Here is a 16803-nt window from a genome sequence, read left to right on the forward strand (position 1 = left end):
CGTCAACTCGCCAGGCATGAAGCCTCTTTCAGGGATTCATCGAATCCTGATCCTCCTTGGCTGCTAGCGTCCTGACTCATCCAGCCGACAACCGTTATGAGCATGGTGGGGGCAACAACGTCGTGACTGAATCAAGCGCTTTACGCGATGGGGTCGCCCGGCCCAGCTGGGACCCTCGAGAATCTCCCTGCATCCCGGTGCTGACGCTCTCCGACCAGCGCGTCGAGCTGAACCTGGTCGAGCTGCTCCACCGTGCCGATGACCTCCGGAGCGTGGAAGGCGGCACCCCGGGCGAGAAGGTCGCGGTCATCGAGTTCCTTCTGGCCATCTGCTACGCCTCCGGAACCTATCCGGAGTCCGCCGAGCGGTGGCCTGCCTGGGTGGATCAGAAGGACGCGCTGCGTCCGGCCGCCAAGTGGCTTGCCGAGCGGCCGCAGGGGGAGGTCTGGGACCTGTTCCACCCCACGGAACCACTCGGACAGAACGCCCTGCTTGCCCCCTTCCTCGACGAACACGGTGCGGGGACAGCGCAGTTGGTGATTGAGCAGCCCGGGGACTACAACCAGTTCTTCGACCACCATCATCTGGAGCACGCCGACGGGCTGCCCACCGCGCAGGCGTTCCGGTCCCTGCTCACCCAGCACGTGTACGGGCCCGCCGGGCGCGCCCGGATCTCCGGCAAGGAGACCCTCGGGCCCACCATCACCAACCTCGCCGCCACCCGTCTCGGCACCCGGATCCGGGTGCTGGCCCTCGGGGACACGCTCGGCGAGACGCTGCGGCTCAATCTGGCCCCTGTGCCCGGACCGTCCGGGGAACTGAACCGCACGTGGACGGTGGGCAAGGAGCGCCGGGGGTTCAAGACAAAGCCGGGTGGCAGGCCGGTCACCGGCCCGGCCGATCTGCACAGCTACCTCGGCCGTTCGATCCTGCTGCGTCCCGCTCGTGACGGGGAGCAGGTGGACCGTGTGCTGCTCGGAGCGGGAGAACTGCTGGCCCTCTCGGACGAGCATCTGCAGGACGCGGTGTTCGTGAAGAGGGCGGACGGCACTCGCAAACCGCTGTGGCCGTCGGCGACCCGTGCCGTCTGGCGTGAGGCCCACGCTCTGTACGCGGCGGTGGCCGACGCGCGGTCCGGCGAGGGCCGCAACGACGGCAGCACGCTGTACCGGAGACTCGCGCTCTTCCCTCCCGAGGGTGTCGCGCCCGAGCCGGGCCAGCAGCCGGCGCGGTTCGTCAAGCTGTGGACCGTCGGCTTCATCACCAAGCAGACCACGGGTATCGCGTGGGTCGACGGTGACTTCCCGTTCGCTCCCGGTCAGGAGGCCAGTCTCTACCACGCTTCCCGTCGTGGGTCGGTCGTCGCCGAACTCGTGGCCACCGCCTTGTACAAGGCCGCCTGTGCGGCCTGGAGGGTGGAGTTCCCGAATCCCAAGCCGACCGACAAGGACAGCCAGATAGCCCAGTTCGATGCCCGTGAGCCTCACTGGGCGGGCGCGTGCGAGCCGTTCGAGCTGCTGCTGGACGAGACGGCGTTGGGAGAGGACGTCCAGGAGTCCCTTCACGAGTACGCGCTCACCATCGTCGGCAACGCACGCAGGTTCCTCACCGAACGCCTCGACTCGCTGCCCAGGAGCTCCCGGGGCACGAAGGCGCGGGCTGCCGCGCTCAGGGAGTTCGACAGGGAACTGACCGGCGCGAAGGCACCGGACGAACTTCGAGGGGAGATCTCATGACGACCACCGCAGGCCCCGGTACCGCCACCGGCGAGAGCAGCGCCGCACTCACGGCCTGGCTCGCCAGTCTGGTGCACAACAACAACTATGCGAGTCTCGCCGAGCTCCGGCGGCCCGGTTCCCAGCGTGAGCCCCATTTCCGCGCACTGTGGTACAGCCCCACCGAAGCCCAGCGTGAGGTCTACGGCAAGGTCGCGTTCCTGTTCGCGGTCTACCACCAGGGGCGGCCGAAGCCCTCCTTCGGCTACGGCAGCCTCGGCGAAGCCGCCCGCCGGATCGGCAGCGGCGCAGGCCGCGGCCCCGAGGACCCCGGTGCGTCCCGGCTCGTCGACCGCATCGTCTCCAGCCGTCGTGTCCCCTGGCGTCATCTCCAGCACGCCGTCGCCCGCCTTCGGGCCTGTGACCAGCAACCGCCTTCCTGGGCACGGCTCGTCGACGACCTGAACCAGTGGCACGACCGCAAGGCCCGCATCCCGTACGAGTGGGGGGTCGCCTTTCACATGCCCCCCAGCCGCCACGCTGCCGCCAACTCTCAGAAGGGCTCCACCACGTGACCAGCGACGTCTCTCTCCCCGGCAGCCAGTTCCTTTCCTTGCACCTTCTGGAGACCCTGGTGGCCGTCCTTCCCGTACGGGACGAGAACGGGGCACCCAAGTCCATCGTCTACGGCGGTGCCGAACGGCACATGATCACCAGTCAGGCCCGGCGCAGAGCCGAACGCGTGCACACCCGGAACCGGGCCAACGTCGGTCTCGGCGCGCTCGCCGGCCGCAACACCGGTGTCCGGACGCGCGAGTGGGCACTGATCACCGCCCGTGCCCTCGCCACCGTTCACGGCTGGGAGTCGGAGGAGGCGGTGCGTACCGCCCGCGCCGTGATCGAGGCCACCGGTCTGAAGTTCGGGGACCCCGCGAAGAAGACCGTGGCGAACCTGACGAAGGTGCTGCTGTTCGCTCCCGGAGACGCCGGAACGCGTATCGCCGCCCACATCGACGAGCACGCGGAGACCGTCCGGTCCTGGGCCGGTGAATACCTGGAGGCCCAAGCGGCCGCGGCGGCCGCAGCCAAGGCGAAGAAGGGCCCCCGTAAGAGCAGTGGGCAGGACGAAGCGCCGCAGGCGGAGGGTGGCGAGTCCGCCGCCGATGCCAAGCTGCCCGCGCTGCCGGGGCCGATCCGTGCGGCGGTCCTGACCGCGCTCGCTCCGCGCGACGCGATCGACATCGCCCTGTACGGGCGGTTCCTCGCCGAGATCGCGGAGTCCCCGAACGTGGACGGCGCCGTCCAGAGCAGCCACGCGTTCACCGTGCACGAGGCGGAGCAGGTCGACGACTTCTACGCCGCGGCCGACGACGCGAAGCTCGACCGCAAGGCGAACCCTCTGGACCGCAAGAGCAATGCCCTGGACTTCCTCGATGCCGCGGACGACGCGGGCGCCGGCATGACGGGCTACCAGTCTCTGATCTCCGGCACCTTCTACCGGCATGCTGTCCTGGACCGGCTGAAGCTGCGCCAGAACCTCCAGGCGGCCGGCATGACCGCGGCCGAGGCCGAGGAGGCGTCCGTCGCGGCCGAGACCGAGTTCGTCACCGCCTTCGTCGACGCCTTCCCCGAGGCGAAGAAGAACTCCACCGCCTCCACCGGCTCGCTGCCCGCGCTGGTCCTCGCCTTCGAAGGCGAACGCCCGTACAACTACGCGGCCGCGTTCCAGTCGCCCATCGACGAGAACCCGGTGGACAAGGACGGCGAGGGTCCGGCCGGCCCCGCGGCGGTCCGGCGGCTGCTGAAGCACCACGCGTTCGTCAGCCTGCGCCGGCCCGACATCCGGCACGGGCGGGTCCTGACCTACGACCCCCAGATCGACGAGCTCCTGGGAGGGCTGCGCGAGATCGGTGCCGAGCCCGTGACCTCGGCCGAGGAGCTGACGGCGTGAGCACGCACGTACTGCTCGTGCGGCTCGCCGCCCCCCTGCAGTCCTGGGGGGTGTCCTCCCGCTTCGCCCGCCGTGACAGTCATGCCCGCCCCACCAAGTCGGGCGTCGTCGGGCTGTGCGCGGCCGCCCTGGGCCGGGACCGGAGCGACCGCGTGGACGATCTGGCCGGGCTCGTCTTCGGAGTCCGCGCCGACCATCCGGGCACACCTGTGCGCGACTACCACAAGGTCGGAGCGGGCAGTTTCCCGCTTCGGCCACGGGACATCATCACCGACCACCGGCGTGCCGCGGCCGTCGCGGCGAGCATGGAAGCCGCCGACGGGCCGGGCTTCGGGCACCACGAGCTGGCCGGCTGGTACGGCGCTCCGAAGAGGATCACGGCCGACCCGGTGTCCGGGACCCTCGTCTCGGCCGAACTGTCGCGCAACGCGATGATCACCGAGCGCTGGTACCTCTCGGACGCGGCGTTCGTCGTCGGCCTCCAGCACGAGGACCAGGCCTTTCTGGAGGAGATCGGTCACGCCCTGGAGCACCCGAAGCGGCTGCTGTGGCTGGGCCGCAAGGCGTGCCCGCCGTCGGGCACGCTGGCTGCGGAGATCCTGCCGGGGACGATCATGACGGCGTTCACCGGCAAGGTCCTGCTCCCCGGCCCCGAGGGACCCGACATCTCGGGGCGGCGGCCCTGGGCATGGATCCAGGCACCCTCGGGAACCCGTGGCGCGGTGCAGAGCAATGACCAGCCGGTCTCCTTCGACGCTGCCCGCCGGATCCATGCCACCCGCTGGGAGACCCGTACCCGCGTGACCATCGCGCCGACCGCAACCGGATGGGACATCATCCCGTGAAGAGCACACGGGCCTCGACGGCCCGCTTCGTCGCCACCCATTCCGTTCTCTCCTTGAACGCCCGCCATCCCCTCGTCGCGAAGTCCCTGGTCGACGCCCAGGAGATGCACCGCACCGTGATGAGCGGATTCCGCGGGTGGGTCGAGGACGGTGAGCCGGGGGCGCGGGCCCAGATGGGAGTGCTGTCGACATGGTCGGTGGACCTGAAGGCGGCCGCCCTCGTCCTGGTCGTGCAGTCGAAGGTGCCGGGTGACTGGACTCGTATTCCACGCGAGGCGTTCACGGCTGCGCCGCACCTCATCACCGTCGACCGCACCTTCAAGGCCGGTGAGGTCGTCGGCTTCCGCGCGGTGGTCAATCCGGCGCACACCATCCCTTCGGGGAAGGCTCCCTCGGACAAGGCCCGCAGCGCCCGGGGCACCCGCACGGCCCACACGACCCCGGACCATGTGAAGCGCTGGTTCGCACGCCGGCTGCAGGGTGACGGGGAAGCCGCGAGCGCCGAGGACGGCGTCGTCCGCATCGGTGCGACCACCGATCCGGCCGCGCTGGGAATCCGCATGCTGCCGACGGTTTCCAGCGCACACCGCAGCAAGCCGGTCCGCATCGGCCGCGCCGAGATCCGCGGATTCCTCACGGTCACCGACCCCGACACCTTCGTCGACGTCCTGTCGAACGGCCTCGGTCACGCCCGCGCCTACAGCTGCGGACTCATACTGACCCGCTGAGCCGGCCGTGATGAAGGGCTCGTTCCGGGGTGAAGACCCACCCGGGAACGAGCCCACCGGCGCGGTGAGCATCCCCGCGCATGCGGGAGCAGTACCGGACCTTGCTCATAACGCGGTCCATCCCCGCGGCAGCGGGGCCATACCGAGCGCCCAAGGCGAAGAGAACTCAGGGTCCATCCCCACAGGTGCGGGGAACAAGGCGCCGCCACATCACCAGGGTGTGATGAGAAGCAGACGCAGTACGACAGGCACTGCGTGGAGAAAGGTATCTGCTTACCGTGCCTACATCCAGAGCCGTCCTTCTTCCTTCTCCGGCAGTGCCCAAGTGGGCTTCTGACGTGGAAGGATGGCTCATACCGGGAGCCGTGCGGGCGTCACACCCGCACGTCACATCCGGCGACGCCGCAGCTGTCCCCCCACTCTGCAGCCACAGGGCAGGGGGCTCATGCGAGCGGCGACGATCGCTGCGTCTCGGCGTCTAATGCCCGCCGAGGCGCAGCGATCACCACATCAGGTCGACCAGCTTGGCCGTGACCGCGGAGATCACGCCCGAGGCCACGAGGGCCAGGACCCACATGACGCCGCGTGGTGGCCGTCTAGGTGGTTTCGGCCTTCGCGGCTCGTCGCCTAATCGATCAGGCACGTAAACGCCTCCTACAGAGCAAGTCCCGCACGATCCCGAGCGGGACATCGAGTGGAGCACCTCACCGAGGATCTTTTCACCGAACCACACTGGCCTGTGCGGCAGTTGACGAAATCACTCTCCCCCAATTAAAAGAGAAAGAGCTCTCAGTTCCATAAGAAGCCAAGAGTCCTCAGTTCCCCCTCCATGGATGCTCTGCCGCGCGTAAGCACCCCAAACGGTCAAGGTGGTCTTGCCGCAGGTCAGCCGGTATCGAGAGGATGTGTCCGGTGAAGCACCCCGCAGGTGATGCGCCACATGGTGTCGGGCCCGTCTCCACTTTCATGGCAGGCCTCAGCGCCCGGTACAACGCCGCACGCAGGCAGGGGCGCCGTGGCGCCCATGGCGGTTCAGGGGCGCGGCCGGTTCTGCTGGGCGGTCTGTCCCCTGCCCTGCTGGCAGTCGTGCAGCCGCAGTTCGCCGGGCGTGAGGAGGAGTTGGCCAGGCTGGCGGCGTTCGCGACCGCTCCCGAGGGCGCGCCCTCCTACCTCTACTGCCAAGCGGAGCCGTGGGCGGGGAAAAGCGCCCTGCTGGCCCAGTTCGCCACCGCCGGGCTGCCCGACGGGGTGGACGTGGCGCACTACATCATCAGCCGACGGCTCGGCACTGACCGGCGCAACGGCTTCGTCCTGGCGGTGGCGGACCAACTGATCGCCGCCTCAGGGGGACGAGGCCGCCTCGACGACGGCTGGGAGAACCAATCGACCCCTCTCCACGCCCTGTACGAGGCGGCGGCGAGCGCCTGCGTCGAGCGTGGCCGGCGTCTGCTGCTGATCGTCGACGGACTCGACGAGGACGCGGATGTCGGAATCAACCAGGTGGGCATCGCCGGAGTCCTGCCGAAGGTCCCTCCGCCAGGTATGCGTGTCATCGTCGCCGGGCGGCGTCATCCAGGCGCTCCTGCGGACCTGGACAACGATCACCCCTTGCGGCTTCCTTCCCTCGCGTGGCGAGTGCCGGCCTCCCCGGCGGCCCTCGCCATCCGGGACACCGTCATGGCGGAACTGCACGTGCTGCTCGACGACCCCGGCATCGGTCAAAAGCTCCTGGGTCTGCTGGTCGTGGCCCAGGGCGGCCTCACCGCCGAGGACATGGCGGCGCTCATCGACGGTGCCATCACCCATGACGTACGGAAGCGGCTGCGCGGCGTCACCGGTCGCTCTCTGTCTCCCACCCGCGCTGGCCTGCTGGACTTGGACGTCACTTCCGCCGCTCGGGCGGAAGCCTCTCGGGAGACGTTCGCCCTGGCCCACGACACGCTTTTCGAGGTCGCCACTGAGGAACTCGGGCAGGACTATCTCGACGAACGCATCAAAGACCTGCACCGCTGGGCCCGGGGCTACCGCCGCCGCAGCTGGCCCGCGGAATCCCCGGACTTCCCTCTCACCGGCTACGCCCGATTCCTGCACCGCCGCAACGACTTGCCCCGGCTCACCGCCCTCGTTCTCGACGCGAACTACCAGGTCCGCCTCGCCGAACGCTCCGGCCACGACGTCGCTCTCGCTCACCTCGACCTGATCGGACCGTCGGGCACGGACGACTCGACCCTCGCGGCCCGAGTTGACTCCGCGGCCGCCACGGCCGCCGCCTCCCGGACGATGCTCCTGCTGCGCGAACGGCCGCTGCCCCCGTCGGTGGCGCAGGTCACCGCCATGCTCGGGGACGTACCCAGGGCGCGTGCTCTGGCCGCCGCATCGGGACGTGCCGTCGACAAGGCGGTGAACCTGGCTGATCTGGCGGACCTTCTGCGGTCCGTGGACTGGCGGGAGGCGGTCGTCACTGCGCGCGATGCGGGGGCCCGGGCCTCCGTCGCGCTGCGCGAGGCCGGGTATCTGAGCCACGAGGCCGGCCTGGCGGAGGGAGCAGCGGCGAGAGCGGCCGTCATCCTGCTGGAGGCGGCCCATGGGTCCCGTGGATCTCACGGATCGGAACGCTCCACCAGTCCACGCAACGCTGTGAGAGGCGGCCTCCCCCTGTCTGGTGAGGACGGCTCGCAGCTGTACGCGGAAGGTCTCACCTTGCTGCGCTCCACGGCTGGTACGGGATCGGACCGTGTCGAGGCCTGCGCTCGTGCCGTCGAGTTCCTCGATGCGGAGGATGCGGAGGATCTCCTGGATGAGATCGAAGGACTGGCCGAGAAGCTCGCCGACGAAGCTCTGGCCTACGGCACCTCGGGAGCCGGTGCGGTTCAGCTGTGGCAGACGGTGGCGTCCGTTGCGCCGGGCCGGGCCGACGGCATCCACGACCGTGCTCTCGCCTACGCGGCCGAGGTCTGGGAGGCCGTGCCCGCGCTGGAGAACCTCGAGATGCTCGCAGGCGCCGCGTCTCTCGTGGCACAGGCCCGGCCTGCGCAGGCCCGTGAGCTCGTGGACGCGGCATGCCGGTACCTGGAGCATGTACTGGAGCCGGGCAGTGGTCGGCTTCCGGATGCGGACGTCCTGGGCGAGTCCGGCTTCCGTGACGCGCTCGCCGCCTTCTCCCGTGCCGTGGAGGCAGTCGAGGCACCGCCGGAGACAGTCGCCCTGGCCCTCCATCTCGCCGGCCGGGTCCTCTCCGCGTTCTCTTTGTACGAGGAAGGCCGGCGCGGTACGGACGCGAGGGCCGCCGAGAACAGCGGCGTACGAGGTGATGGGGACGAGGGCGGAGACGGGGGTGAGGAGCAGGACTTCGCCGAGGCTGAGCGCCTCGCCGACCGGGCCCTGCGTCACGCGCGCGAGGACTCCCCCGACGATGCCGAGCGTCTTCTCCAGCAGGCGCTGGGTCTCCTGCCCGTCTTAACGTCGCGCAGCGGCCGCGTGCCCGTATGGCTGGCCGATCTGGCGGGCGCGCTCGTCCGTACGGGAACTGAGGAGGGGACGGAGTTGGCCGGTTCGCTGGCAGCGCTCACATCCCATCCGGCCGACCGGACGCGTGTACACGCCGCGATGGCCCTGGCCCATGCGGACTCCCTCCAGGCGGACGAGGCACACCGGCATGCGCGGGAAGCCCATCGTGCCGCCCAGGCAACCGGCCTCGGGGCCGTCTGGCCTTACGCCGTGCAGGCGTTGGCGGCCGCGGGTGACGTGGCTGCCGCTGTGCGCCTGCTGGTGTCGCAGGAGAAGCCGGCCGATGTCACGAGGAGCAGTTGGCGGCAGACCGACCGTGCAGCACGTATCGCCGCCGCCGCGGAGATCGGAAAGGCCGATCCTGTCGCGGCGAGTGAACTCGTACTGCCTCTGTTCGAAAGGCTGAAGGCCTTGGGCCTGGCTGGCCGGTCCAAGAGGCCGCTGGTCGAGCTTGTCGAGCTGCGCCCGGCTTTCCTTCACTTGTCATCGGAGCATCGGCAGCGATTCGATCAGTACATGGAGGACCTGCAGGGGCAGGGGCCACACGGCGTTTTCCAGCCCCGGTCGCCCGAAGAGGCCCTCACTCACGCCTTCCTCCGTCTGAGCAGAAACGATGACGTCCAGCGGCAGCTCGACTGGCTCACCACCGACATGGCCAACCGCGGCACCAAGCATTTCCCCACCGAGGCCCTGGCCGTGCTCTACGCCGCCCTCGGCGAGACCGATACCGCCGTCAACGTCGCCTGCCTGCTCAGGGCCCCGCACAGGCGGGCGACGGCGCTGGCAGCGGTCGCATCGCACCTCGTCGGGATCCCCCAGCGGCCCAGCCCCCTTCCCGAGGTCTCCGGAGCCGCTTCCTTCACCCGCAGCATCCAGCACCTGGCTCTGAATGCAGACGGCGTCCCCCCGGACGGCGTCCCCCCGGGCAGCATCTCCCCTGCCACCGCTGAAACTGCCCGTGGCGTTGCCAACCGTGCTCTGGTCACCACCGGCTGGTACCAGGCCCTCCCTGTCCTGGCCCGGCTCGCGCCCGCGGCGGTCCTGGACGTCGGCGAGATCGCCGCGGCGCACCTCCGCGGCCCGGCAGCCGGTCTCGCTTGACCTTGACACGGTGACAAGGTCTTGGCTGTGGTCCCAGGAGGTGGTTTCCGATGACCACGACAAGCGGGAACGCGGAGACGGGCACGCGCACAGACGTGGCGCGCGTGCTTCGGGCGCTGGAGGACGGGCGGGCGTCGGTGCGGCTGCGGGCCGCTCTGGCGGCGGGTACGGCGCCCGACGCGGGGTTCGTCGGTCCGCTCGTCGAGCGGTGCGCGGTCGAGGAGGAGTTCTTCGTCCGCGACATGCTGACCTGGGCCCTCACCCGCCACCCGGTGTCCCTGACGCTCCCCCGGCTGTTGCGCGAGGTCCGCTCGGGGCGGGGGCAGGCGCGTAGTCAGGCGTTGCACACGCTGTCCAAGATCGGGGACCGGCGGGCGTGGCCGGTGATCACGGAGGCGGTGTTGTCGGACCCGGACGACGAGGTGGCGCGCAGTGCGTGGCGGGCCGCGGTCGTGCTCGTACCGGAGGGCGAGGAGGCCGCGTTGGCCGCGGTGCTGGCGCGGCAGCTCGGGCGCGGTGGGCGGGAGACGCGGCTGAGTCTGAGCCAGGCGCTGGTCGCGCTGGGGGATGTGGTCGTGCCGGTGCTGGAGGCGGCGGGCGCGGCGGACGACGAGGGCGTACGGGTGCACGCGGTCGCCACCGAGCGGCTGCTGCGCGACCCGGACTCGGGGTTCGAGGCGGCGGTCGATGAGGCCAGGCGTGTGGTGGCCCTTGCCGGGGCTCCTCTCGGCGGACGATAGGGCCATGCTGATCGGTGAGGTGGCGAGGCGGTCCGGAGTCAGTGCGCGCATGCTGCGGCATTACGAGTCGCTCGGCCTGGTGCGGCCTTCGGGCCGTACGGGCTCCGGCTACCGGGAGTACGGTGCGGACGACGTCCGGCGGATCTTCCACATCGAGAGCCTGCGGTCGCTGGGGCTGTCGCTGCGGGAGATCGGGCTCGCGCTGGAGGATCCCGGTTTCACGCCGTCGGGCCTCGTCGAGGACCTCATCAGCCGGACCCGCGACCGCATCGCGGCCGAGACCGAGCTGCTCACGCGGCTGCGCCGGATCGACGCGGCGGACCCCGGTGGCTGGGAGGACGTCCTGCGGACCGTGGCGCTGCTGCAGGCGCTGGCGTCGCCCAGCGCCGACGCGCGCCAGCGCGCGGCCCTCGCCTCCGCCCACGGAGCCGTACAGACGGAGGCCCTGGTCGAGGCGGCACTGAGCGAGACGGACCCGAACGTCGCCGGAGCCCTGCGCTGGGCGCTGGCGCGAGCGGGCGGAAACGGTACGGCGCTGCTGGCCGAAGGCCTCGGATCGCCGGTGGCGGCCGTACGGGAACGCGCTGTCCGGTCCCTCGCCAAGATGCCCGGCGACCAGGCGGCCGCGTACCTGAGGGACGCGCTCGCGAGCGCCGACGCCGCGGTACGGGGGTACGCGGCCCTCGCGCTCGGGGCGCGGGGAGCGGCCGAGGCGGTCCCGGTGCTCGTCGGCATGGTCGTGGAGGGGCTCAACGACACCGACGCGGCCGACGCGCTGGCCGTGCTCGCGAGTGACACCGACGCGGCCGCCCGGATCGCGACCGCGCTCGCCGACCGCATCGCCGACCGGACCACCTCGGCGGCCGGGCGCAGACGCCTGGCCCAGGCACTCGCGGACATCCCGGGCGAGACGGCGTCGCAGACCCTCGCCGAGCTGTCCCGCGACGCGGATCCCGCTGTCGCGCTCACCGCCGCGTACCTTCTCCAGTTGCGCGAGGACACACCGTGACCGAGGACTCGGGACGCGTACGGGCTCCGGGACGCCCGCGTCGCACGGTCCGGAGCGCACCGGGTACCGTCGTGTTCATGTTCTGCCGGACGCCGGTGTGCGGGTGACAGCTCGGCGGGTGCCTGGGACGTCCCGCAACGGCGGCCGTTGAAACGGCAGACCACCCCCTCACCTCACCACCGGGAGAACCCGTGACCGACAGCAAGAACATCAACAACCCCGTGGGCCAGGGCGGCGGCCAGCGCAAGCGGCAGTCGCGCGCCGAGCGGCAGAACAACGGGCCGCACCGCAACCTCGACCGCCAGGGTGCCGCCGACCGCAAGGCGGAGCTGCTGCGCAAGATGCGCGAGAAGACGCAGCCGGCCCAGGGCTCTGCCCCGGCGGACGGTGACACCACCGCGCAGAGCTGAACGCCGCCGCTCCGCGCCCGGGGCGGCGCGTGTGGTTCCCGTCCGCCCCAGACGCCGTCCCCAGCCGCCGAGGAACCCGATGGCCTCTCTCGCCGCACTGACCGCGCTGTGCCCGCCGCCCGCCGTCGTTCCCTGCGCTCCGCAGTGGGCGCGGGTCGAAGCCGCGCTGGGGACGGGCCTGCCGCACGACTACAAGGAGCTCGTCGCCGCGTACGGGCCGGGCCGGTTCTGCGAGTTCCTCACCCTCTACCAGCCGCACTCTCCCAACGGATGGGTCGATCTGACCGGTCCCATGCCGACGCGTCTGCGGGGGCAGATCGAAGAGGTCCGGCAGACCGCCCGGAACCCCTGGCCGCTGCCGCACTCCCCCCGAGCACCTTCTCGCCATGGGAGTCACCGACAACGGGGACCACCTCTTCTGGGTCACCCCGCCCGGCGGCACGCCGGACGAGTGGACCGTCGCCATCACCGAGGGCCTGCGCCCGCCCTGGTTCACCTACGACGGCTCGTTGACCGAGTTCCTCGTCGGCGTTCTCGACGGGACCACGCGCGTCCCCCTGTTCCCCAGGGACCTCCTGGAGAACGGTCCCGTCTTCACCCCGTCGGCGTTCGAAAGCAGCACTCCGGCCGTCATCGCCGCCCGGACGTCCTTCCGTGCACGCGAGGTCCGCGACTGGGCCAACGCTCACGGGTACGGCCTGCCCGAACGCGGACGCATCCCGATCGACGTCATCGAGGCGTGGAAGCAGGAACATCCCGGCTGACACGCGCCGTTCTCCCCTGGATACGACGGAAACAGCGTGGGGAGAGAAATGGGCACCGCACACCGGATCGTCCCCGCCTGGACGCGGATCGTCCACTGGCTGAAGAGCAATGCCCCCGCCACGGCCCTGGCCTTGGGCCCGCCTGCCACGGACACCGCCGTCCGCCGCCTGGAAGAGGCCCTGGGCTTCCCCGTTCCCGAGGAGTTGGAGGCGTGGCTGCGCCTCAACGACGGCACCTCTGCGGCTCCGGGCACCACCCTCTTCCCCGTCGCCGAGGTCTTTCTCGGCTGCGACGCCATCGCCGCCCGGTTCCTGACGAACCTGCGCGTCGCCGGTGAGATCGACGACGCGGACTGGTGGCGGCCGCACTGGATTCCCCTCACCATGTCCGACGGCCACTACGGGCTCCTCCTGGACGCCGCCACGGGCGCCGTACTCGGCTACACCGAAAGCGACTACCCGCACCCGCACGCCGCCTCGCCGGACGCGTGGCTCACGGCTGTCGCCGACACTCTGGAAAGCGGCGTGGCCGGCCTGCCCACCCGGGGCTTCGCACCGGTAGTCCACGGCCGCTGGCTCGTGTGGAAGTGATCCATGCACGTCGCCTGCCCCCCCCGGAAATTCGGGGGCAGCGCGTCTCTGGGGTCCGTAGGATCCCGGGCAGGACGGGGCTCGTAGCGCAGTGGTCGTCGCGCCTTCACCTCATGTGGGAGGACGCCGGTTCGAATCCGGCCGGCCCCGTCCTTCTCCCCCTCCCCAGCCCCTCTCCCCCGACCTCTCTCCCTCAGCTCTTCTTCGGACGTACCGGCGGTTGTTCGGAGTGGTCCGGCCGCAAGAGGTGCTCGCCTGCGGGCGGTTAGAACAGGCGGCCCGTGCGGATGTGGTCCGGGAGGTCGTCGAGGATTTCCCTCAGCCACGGGCTTCGGACGGCCGGCAGCCGGACCAGGGTGTCCCGGAAGATGTCCGGATCGGCACGGAAGAGGTGGCGGGGGTGCGGCGGCTGCGGGTCATAGTCGTCGCGGAGGGCGCCGGCGGGCACGGCTCCCGATGCGGGGACGGGCGAGTCCGGCTGAGGGAAGGCCAGGCACAGCCACACTCCGAAGGGCAGCGGCACCAGGTACGGTGCCGCGTCGGCCGGGGTCCAGGTGTCCCCCGTCTGAGGATGGGACGGTACGAGGAGGATCGAGGTGTCCCGGCCGGGAGCCGGCAGCCCCGGTCCGGCCAGGGCGGCGCGCCGGACCGGCCGGCCCGGGGGCAGCAGCGTGTCGAGTGCACGGCGGAAGAGCTGTCCGGCCATGCCGTCGGGGACGGTGACGGGGTGGCCGTCCGACGCCGCCAGCAGGTGGGCGAGCGCCTGCCCGGCCGCCGCCTCCCACCGCGGACTCCATGACCAGGCGTAGTTCGACCAGCGGCCCGCCGCCATCCGTGATCTCCATGCGGCGATCGGCTCGAAAGGGGGTGTGGTCTTCCCTTCCGCCATGAGCTCCGGCCAGGAGAGCGGCGCGGTGTCGGCGCCGCCGTCGGTGGCGGGAACGCGGCGTACGGCGTGCGGCTGGAGCCACGTCGCCTGCCAGAGCGAGCAGTCGTCGATCCGGATCGCCACGGGCAGGCCGCATGCGCCGCAGGCCGTGTTGGGGCCGTCGGCGCCGTCGAGGCCGCAGCAGTAGCCGCCCGCGCGGCGTCCCTGGATCAGCACCGTGCCGGTGGCGTCGCCCGGCGCGATGACGACGGCGCCCGGCGCGCCGTCCCGCTTCCGCCATGGTGGCCCCGAGGGCTCCGGTTCCACGGCGAACGTGCCCGGCTCCATGAGCACCGGGAGCTGTACCCCGTTCCCGTAGTTCTGATGGGCATGGACCGGCAGCATGACCGGGGACAGCGGGACCGTCAGCCTGGCTTCGCAGCCTGCACACACGAAAACGAACAAGCATCCTCCGCGGGGAAACAGGGTCATCGTCGCGATGCGGAGGAAGAGCGGGCAACGTGTTTTCCGTCTGCCTGCGGGAATGGCATGCCGCATACGGGCGGGAGGGTGAGGCCCCGCTTCGTCGTGTCCTGTTCGTTGGCGTTGTCCGTGGCCTCTTCCATGTCGTCCGGACTCGCGGGGATAGCGGACGGGCTCTGTCCTAGTTGAGTGTCAGGCTGGGTTTCCAGGGGGTCCTGGGGTCCCGGGTCCCTCCCGCTGCGAACGGAGCATCGTGATGAGCCGGAGTTTCCAGGTCACCTTTGACGCCCACGACCCGCGGGCGCTGTCGTCGTTCTGGCGGGACGCCCTGGGGTATGTCCATCCCGGGCCGCCCGGGGTCGAGCTGCCCGAGGGGGCCGATCCGTTGGCCGCGTGGGAGGAGTTCCTCGCGCGGATCGGTGTGCCGGAGGCGGAGCGCAACTCGCGGTCGGCCATCGAGGATCCGGACGGGCACGGGCCGCGGGTGTTCTTTCAGCAGGTGCCGGAGGACAAGGTCGCCAAGAACCGTGTCCATCTCGACGTCCGCGCGGCTCCCGGGCTGCGGGGTGAGGAGCGGATGGCGGCGTTGGAGGCCGAGTGCGCGCGGCTCGTGGGGATCGGGGCGGCGCGGGTGCGGCGCTTTGAGCCCGCTCCTCCGATGAGTGAGGGGTTCATCGTGATGACTGATCCCGAGGGGAACGAGTTCTGTCTCGACTGAGGCGGCTCGGCTGCCGGTCGGGGGTGGGGGTTCGGGGGGCGTCGACGGTGACCGCGGCGGTGAGCATGCCCAGGGCGATGGCGGCCATCAGGCCGAACATGCCCGCCACGTCCTGGACTCCCTGTACCGGGTCGCCGCCCAGCCAGGCGTCCATGCCGCGCAGTCCGTGCGAGCCGGGGGTGAGGACGAAGAATCCCGCCAGGTAGAGCACGTACGCCGGCGGGGTTCCGGGGCGGCGGCCCAGGAGCAGGGCGATCGCGGCCAGGACCGCCGCCGCGGCGAAGGTTCCGGCGAGCGTGCCCAGGGCCCGTACGGTCAGGAGCTGGGTTCCGAACGTGACGAGGACGATCGCCAGGGACCACGGCAGGTCCTTTCGCCGCATGCCGAAGACGAGCATCACGCCGATCGTGAAGAGCACCCAGCCGAACCAGCCCGCGACGGCGCCCAGTTCGGGTGTCACCGGTGCGTCGAAGATCTCCGACTGGTCCATGCCGAGCGCGGCCGCCGCGAGGACCGGTCCGAACGCCAGGGCGCCGAGCAGGGCGAGGGACTGGGCGAGGCGGGCGGCGCCGGCCGTGATGCGGCCCACCGACAGCTCGACCATCGCCATCGTGATCGCGTCCCCGGGGATGAACACGAACAGCACCGGGATCATCAGCTCGATCGTGCCGCCCTCCACCCAGCCCTCCCGGGCTGCGACGAGCACCACGGTCCCGACGAGGCCCGAGGAGACGAGCGGCGCGAGCCATCCCGGGCGGCCGGTCACCTGTCCGCCCACGTGGATCGCCCCGACCGCCAGGCCGAGCAGGGCGGTGATCCAGACCTCCTGCCAGGTCGGCTGGATCGACACCCCGAAGCCGACCGAGAACAGCACCACGCCGAGCAGCCGCAGCCACGGCCCGTACGGGCTGCGGGGTCGTCGCGATCCGTTCCAGGCGCCGCCTCGCCTCGGCGGCGGGGACCCGGCCGGTGGTGACCTCGGCGAACCACGGCTTCAGCTCGCTCACCCGCGCGAGGACCGGGATGTCCGGCGCGTGCGTCACCACCCGGGTCGCCCCGTCGACGGTCACGACCGCCGAGTCGGCGAGGACGGTCGCCTCCGCCTCGCGTCCGTACGCCGCGGCCACCGCGCGCAGCCGTTCCTCCGCGCGGAGCGTCCCCTCGTAACCGCCCGCGATCAGCAGCCCGGCGAGCCGGGCCACCAGGTCGAGCACCTCGTCGAGCACCTCGTCGTCGGCCGTATCTGTGTTCTCTTCTCCGCCCATGGCTAACAGTCTGTGATCTGGTGCGCTTCCCCGCCCGTCAGAACATGGTGTCGAAGCGGAAGGTGTAGATGCCGGCATACCTCTCGATGGCATCGGCAGAGCGGCACT

At 71.0% G+C, this 16803-nt stretch carries 14 protein-coding genes, 1 tRNA gene and 1 pseudogene; 13 read left to right on the forward strand and 3 right to left on the reverse strand.

Features of this window, described 5'->3' with window-relative positions:
• The first annotated feature begins 197 nt into the window (after positions 1–197).
• The 12 genes from ACFC0Z_RS07325 (at position 198) to ACFC0Z_RS07380 (ending at position 13511) form a co-directional block, all read left to right on the forward strand.
• A complete protein-coding gene (locus tag ACFC0Z_RS07325; RefSeq protein WP_376433754.1) occupies positions 198–1736 on the forward strand; it encodes a type I-E CRISPR-associated protein Cse1/CasA in 1539 nt (512 codons plus the stop codon).
• Positions 1733–2290, forward strand: coding sequence for a type I-E CRISPR-associated protein Cse2/CasB (casB, locus tag ACFC0Z_RS07330; protein ID WP_376433756.1), 558 nt, complete (start codon positions 1733–1735; stop codon positions 2288–2290). The genes ACFC0Z_RS07325 and casB overlap by 4 nt, the downstream gene beginning before the upstream one ends.
• A complete protein-coding gene (locus ACFC0Z_RS07335; RefSeq protein ID WP_376433758.1) occupies positions 2287–3666 on the forward strand; it encodes a type I-E CRISPR-associated protein Cas7/Cse4/CasC in 1380 nt (459 codons plus the stop codon). Before casB ends, ACFC0Z_RS07335 begins: the two co-directional genes overlap by 4 nt.
• Positions 3663–4511 (forward strand): type I-E CRISPR-associated protein Cas5/CasD, encoded by an 849-nt coding sequence (cas5e, locus tag ACFC0Z_RS07340; RefSeq protein ID WP_376433760.1) that lies wholly within the window; start codon positions 3663–3665, stop codon positions 4509–4511. The genes ACFC0Z_RS07335 and cas5e overlap by 4 nt, the downstream gene beginning before the upstream one ends.
• Positions 4508–5239 (forward strand): type I-E CRISPR-associated protein Cas6/Cse3/CasE, encoded by a 732-nt coding sequence (cas6e, locus tag ACFC0Z_RS07345; RefSeq protein WP_376433762.1) that lies wholly within the window; start codon positions 4508–4510, stop codon positions 5237–5239. Before cas5e ends, cas6e begins: the two co-directional genes overlap by 4 nt.
• Positions 5240–6151: 912 nt before the next feature.
• Positions 6152–9847, forward strand: a complete 3696-nt coding sequence (locus tag ACFC0Z_RS07350) for a hypothetical protein (RefSeq protein ID WP_376433764.1) — start codon at positions 6152–6154, stop codon at positions 9845–9847.
• 50 nt (positions 9848–9897) lie between these two features.
• Positions 9898–10587, forward strand: coding sequence for a HEAT repeat domain-containing protein (locus ACFC0Z_RS07355; RefSeq protein WP_376433766.1), 690 nt, complete (start codon positions 9898–9900; stop codon positions 10585–10587).
• Between the two features lie 4 nt (positions 10588–10591).
• Positions 10592–11596 (forward strand): MerR family transcriptional regulator, encoded by a 1005-nt coding sequence (locus tag ACFC0Z_RS07360; protein ID WP_376433768.1) that lies wholly within the window; start codon positions 10592–10594, stop codon positions 11594–11596.
• 191 nt (positions 11597–11787) lie between these two features.
• A complete protein-coding gene (locus ACFC0Z_RS07365; RefSeq protein ID WP_376433770.1) occupies positions 11788–12006 on the forward strand; it encodes a DUF6243 family protein in 219 nt (72 codons plus the stop codon).
• Between the two features lie 386 nt (positions 12007–12392).
• Positions 12393–12770, forward strand: coding sequence for a histone-like nucleoid-structuring protein Lsr2 (locus tag ACFC0Z_RS07370; protein ID WP_376433771.1), 378 nt, complete (start codon positions 12393–12395; stop codon positions 12768–12770).
• A gap of 48 nt (positions 12771–12818) precedes the next feature.
• Complete coding sequence (locus ACFC0Z_RS07375; protein ID WP_376433773.1) at positions 12819–13361, forward strand: SMI1/KNR4 family protein; 543 nt, start codon at positions 12819–12821, stop codon at positions 13359–13361.
• 76 nt (positions 13362–13437) lie between these two features.
• Positions 13438–13511, forward strand: a tRNA-Ile gene (locus tag ACFC0Z_RS07380).
• A 115-nt stretch (positions 13512–13626) separates the two neighbouring features.
• Here ACFC0Z_RS07380 and ACFC0Z_RS07385 read toward each other — a convergent pair.
• On the reverse strand, positions 13627–14694 hold the full coding sequence (locus ACFC0Z_RS07385; protein ID WP_376433775.1) for a hypothetical protein: 1068 nt from the start codon (positions 14692–14694) through the stop codon (positions 13627–13629).
• 274 nt (positions 14695–14968) lie between these two features.
• Here ACFC0Z_RS07385 and ACFC0Z_RS07390 point away from each other — a divergent pair, with 274 nt between their 5' ends.
• Positions 14969–15430, forward strand: coding sequence for a VOC family protein (locus tag ACFC0Z_RS07390; RefSeq protein WP_376433777.1), 462 nt, complete (start codon positions 14969–14971; stop codon positions 15428–15430).
• Here the strand turns inward: ACFC0Z_RS07390 and ACFC0Z_RS07395 are convergent.
• Both ACFC0Z_RS07395 and ACFC0Z_RS07400 read right to left on the reverse strand, forming a co-directional pair.
• Complete coding sequence (locus ACFC0Z_RS07395; RefSeq protein WP_376433779.1) at positions 15384–16307, reverse strand: threonine/serine exporter family protein; 924 nt, start codon at positions 16305–16307, stop codon at positions 15384–15386. The genes ACFC0Z_RS07390 and ACFC0Z_RS07395 overlap by 47 nt on opposite strands.
• 67 nt (positions 16308–16374) lie before the next feature.
• Positions 16375–16788 (reverse strand): annotated as a pseudogene (locus ACFC0Z_RS07400) (hypothetical protein); the annotation flags it as partial.
• Positions 16789–16803 lie beyond the last annotated feature (15 nt).

Origin of the sequence: Streptomyces sp. NPDC056144, from assembly GCF_042264145.1 — a bacterium.
In the GTDB taxonomy this organism is placed as follows: Bacteria; Actinomycetota; Actinomycetes; order Streptomycetales; family Streptomycetaceae; genus Streptomyces.

What these genes read in the sequence shown, in the direction of transcription:
- casB (WP_376433756.1), top strand. Translation starts at nt 1,733, where the DNA reads ATGACGACCACCGCAGGCCCCGGTACCGCCACCGGCGAGAGCAGCGCC.
- ACFC0Z_RS07355 (WP_376433766.1), top strand. Translation starts at nt 9,898, where the DNA reads ATGACCACGACAAGCGGGAACGCGGAGACGGGCACGCGCACAGACGTG.
- ACFC0Z_RS07360 (WP_376433768.1), top strand. Translation starts at nt 10,592, where the DNA reads ATGCTGATCGGTGAGGTGGCGAGGCGGTCCGGAGTCAGTGCGCGCATG.
- ACFC0Z_RS07370 (WP_376433771.1), top strand. Translation starts at nt 12,393, where the DNA reads ATGGGAGTCACCGACAACGGGGACCACCTCTTCTGGGTCACCCCGCCC.
- ACFC0Z_RS07375 (WP_376433773.1), top strand. Translation starts at nt 12,819, where the DNA reads ATGGGCACCGCACACCGGATCGTCCCCGCCTGGACGCGGATCGTCCAC.
- ACFC0Z_RS07390 (WP_376433777.1), top strand. Translation starts at nt 14,969, where the DNA reads ATGAGCCGGAGTTTCCAGGTCACCTTTGACGCCCACGACCCGCGGGCG.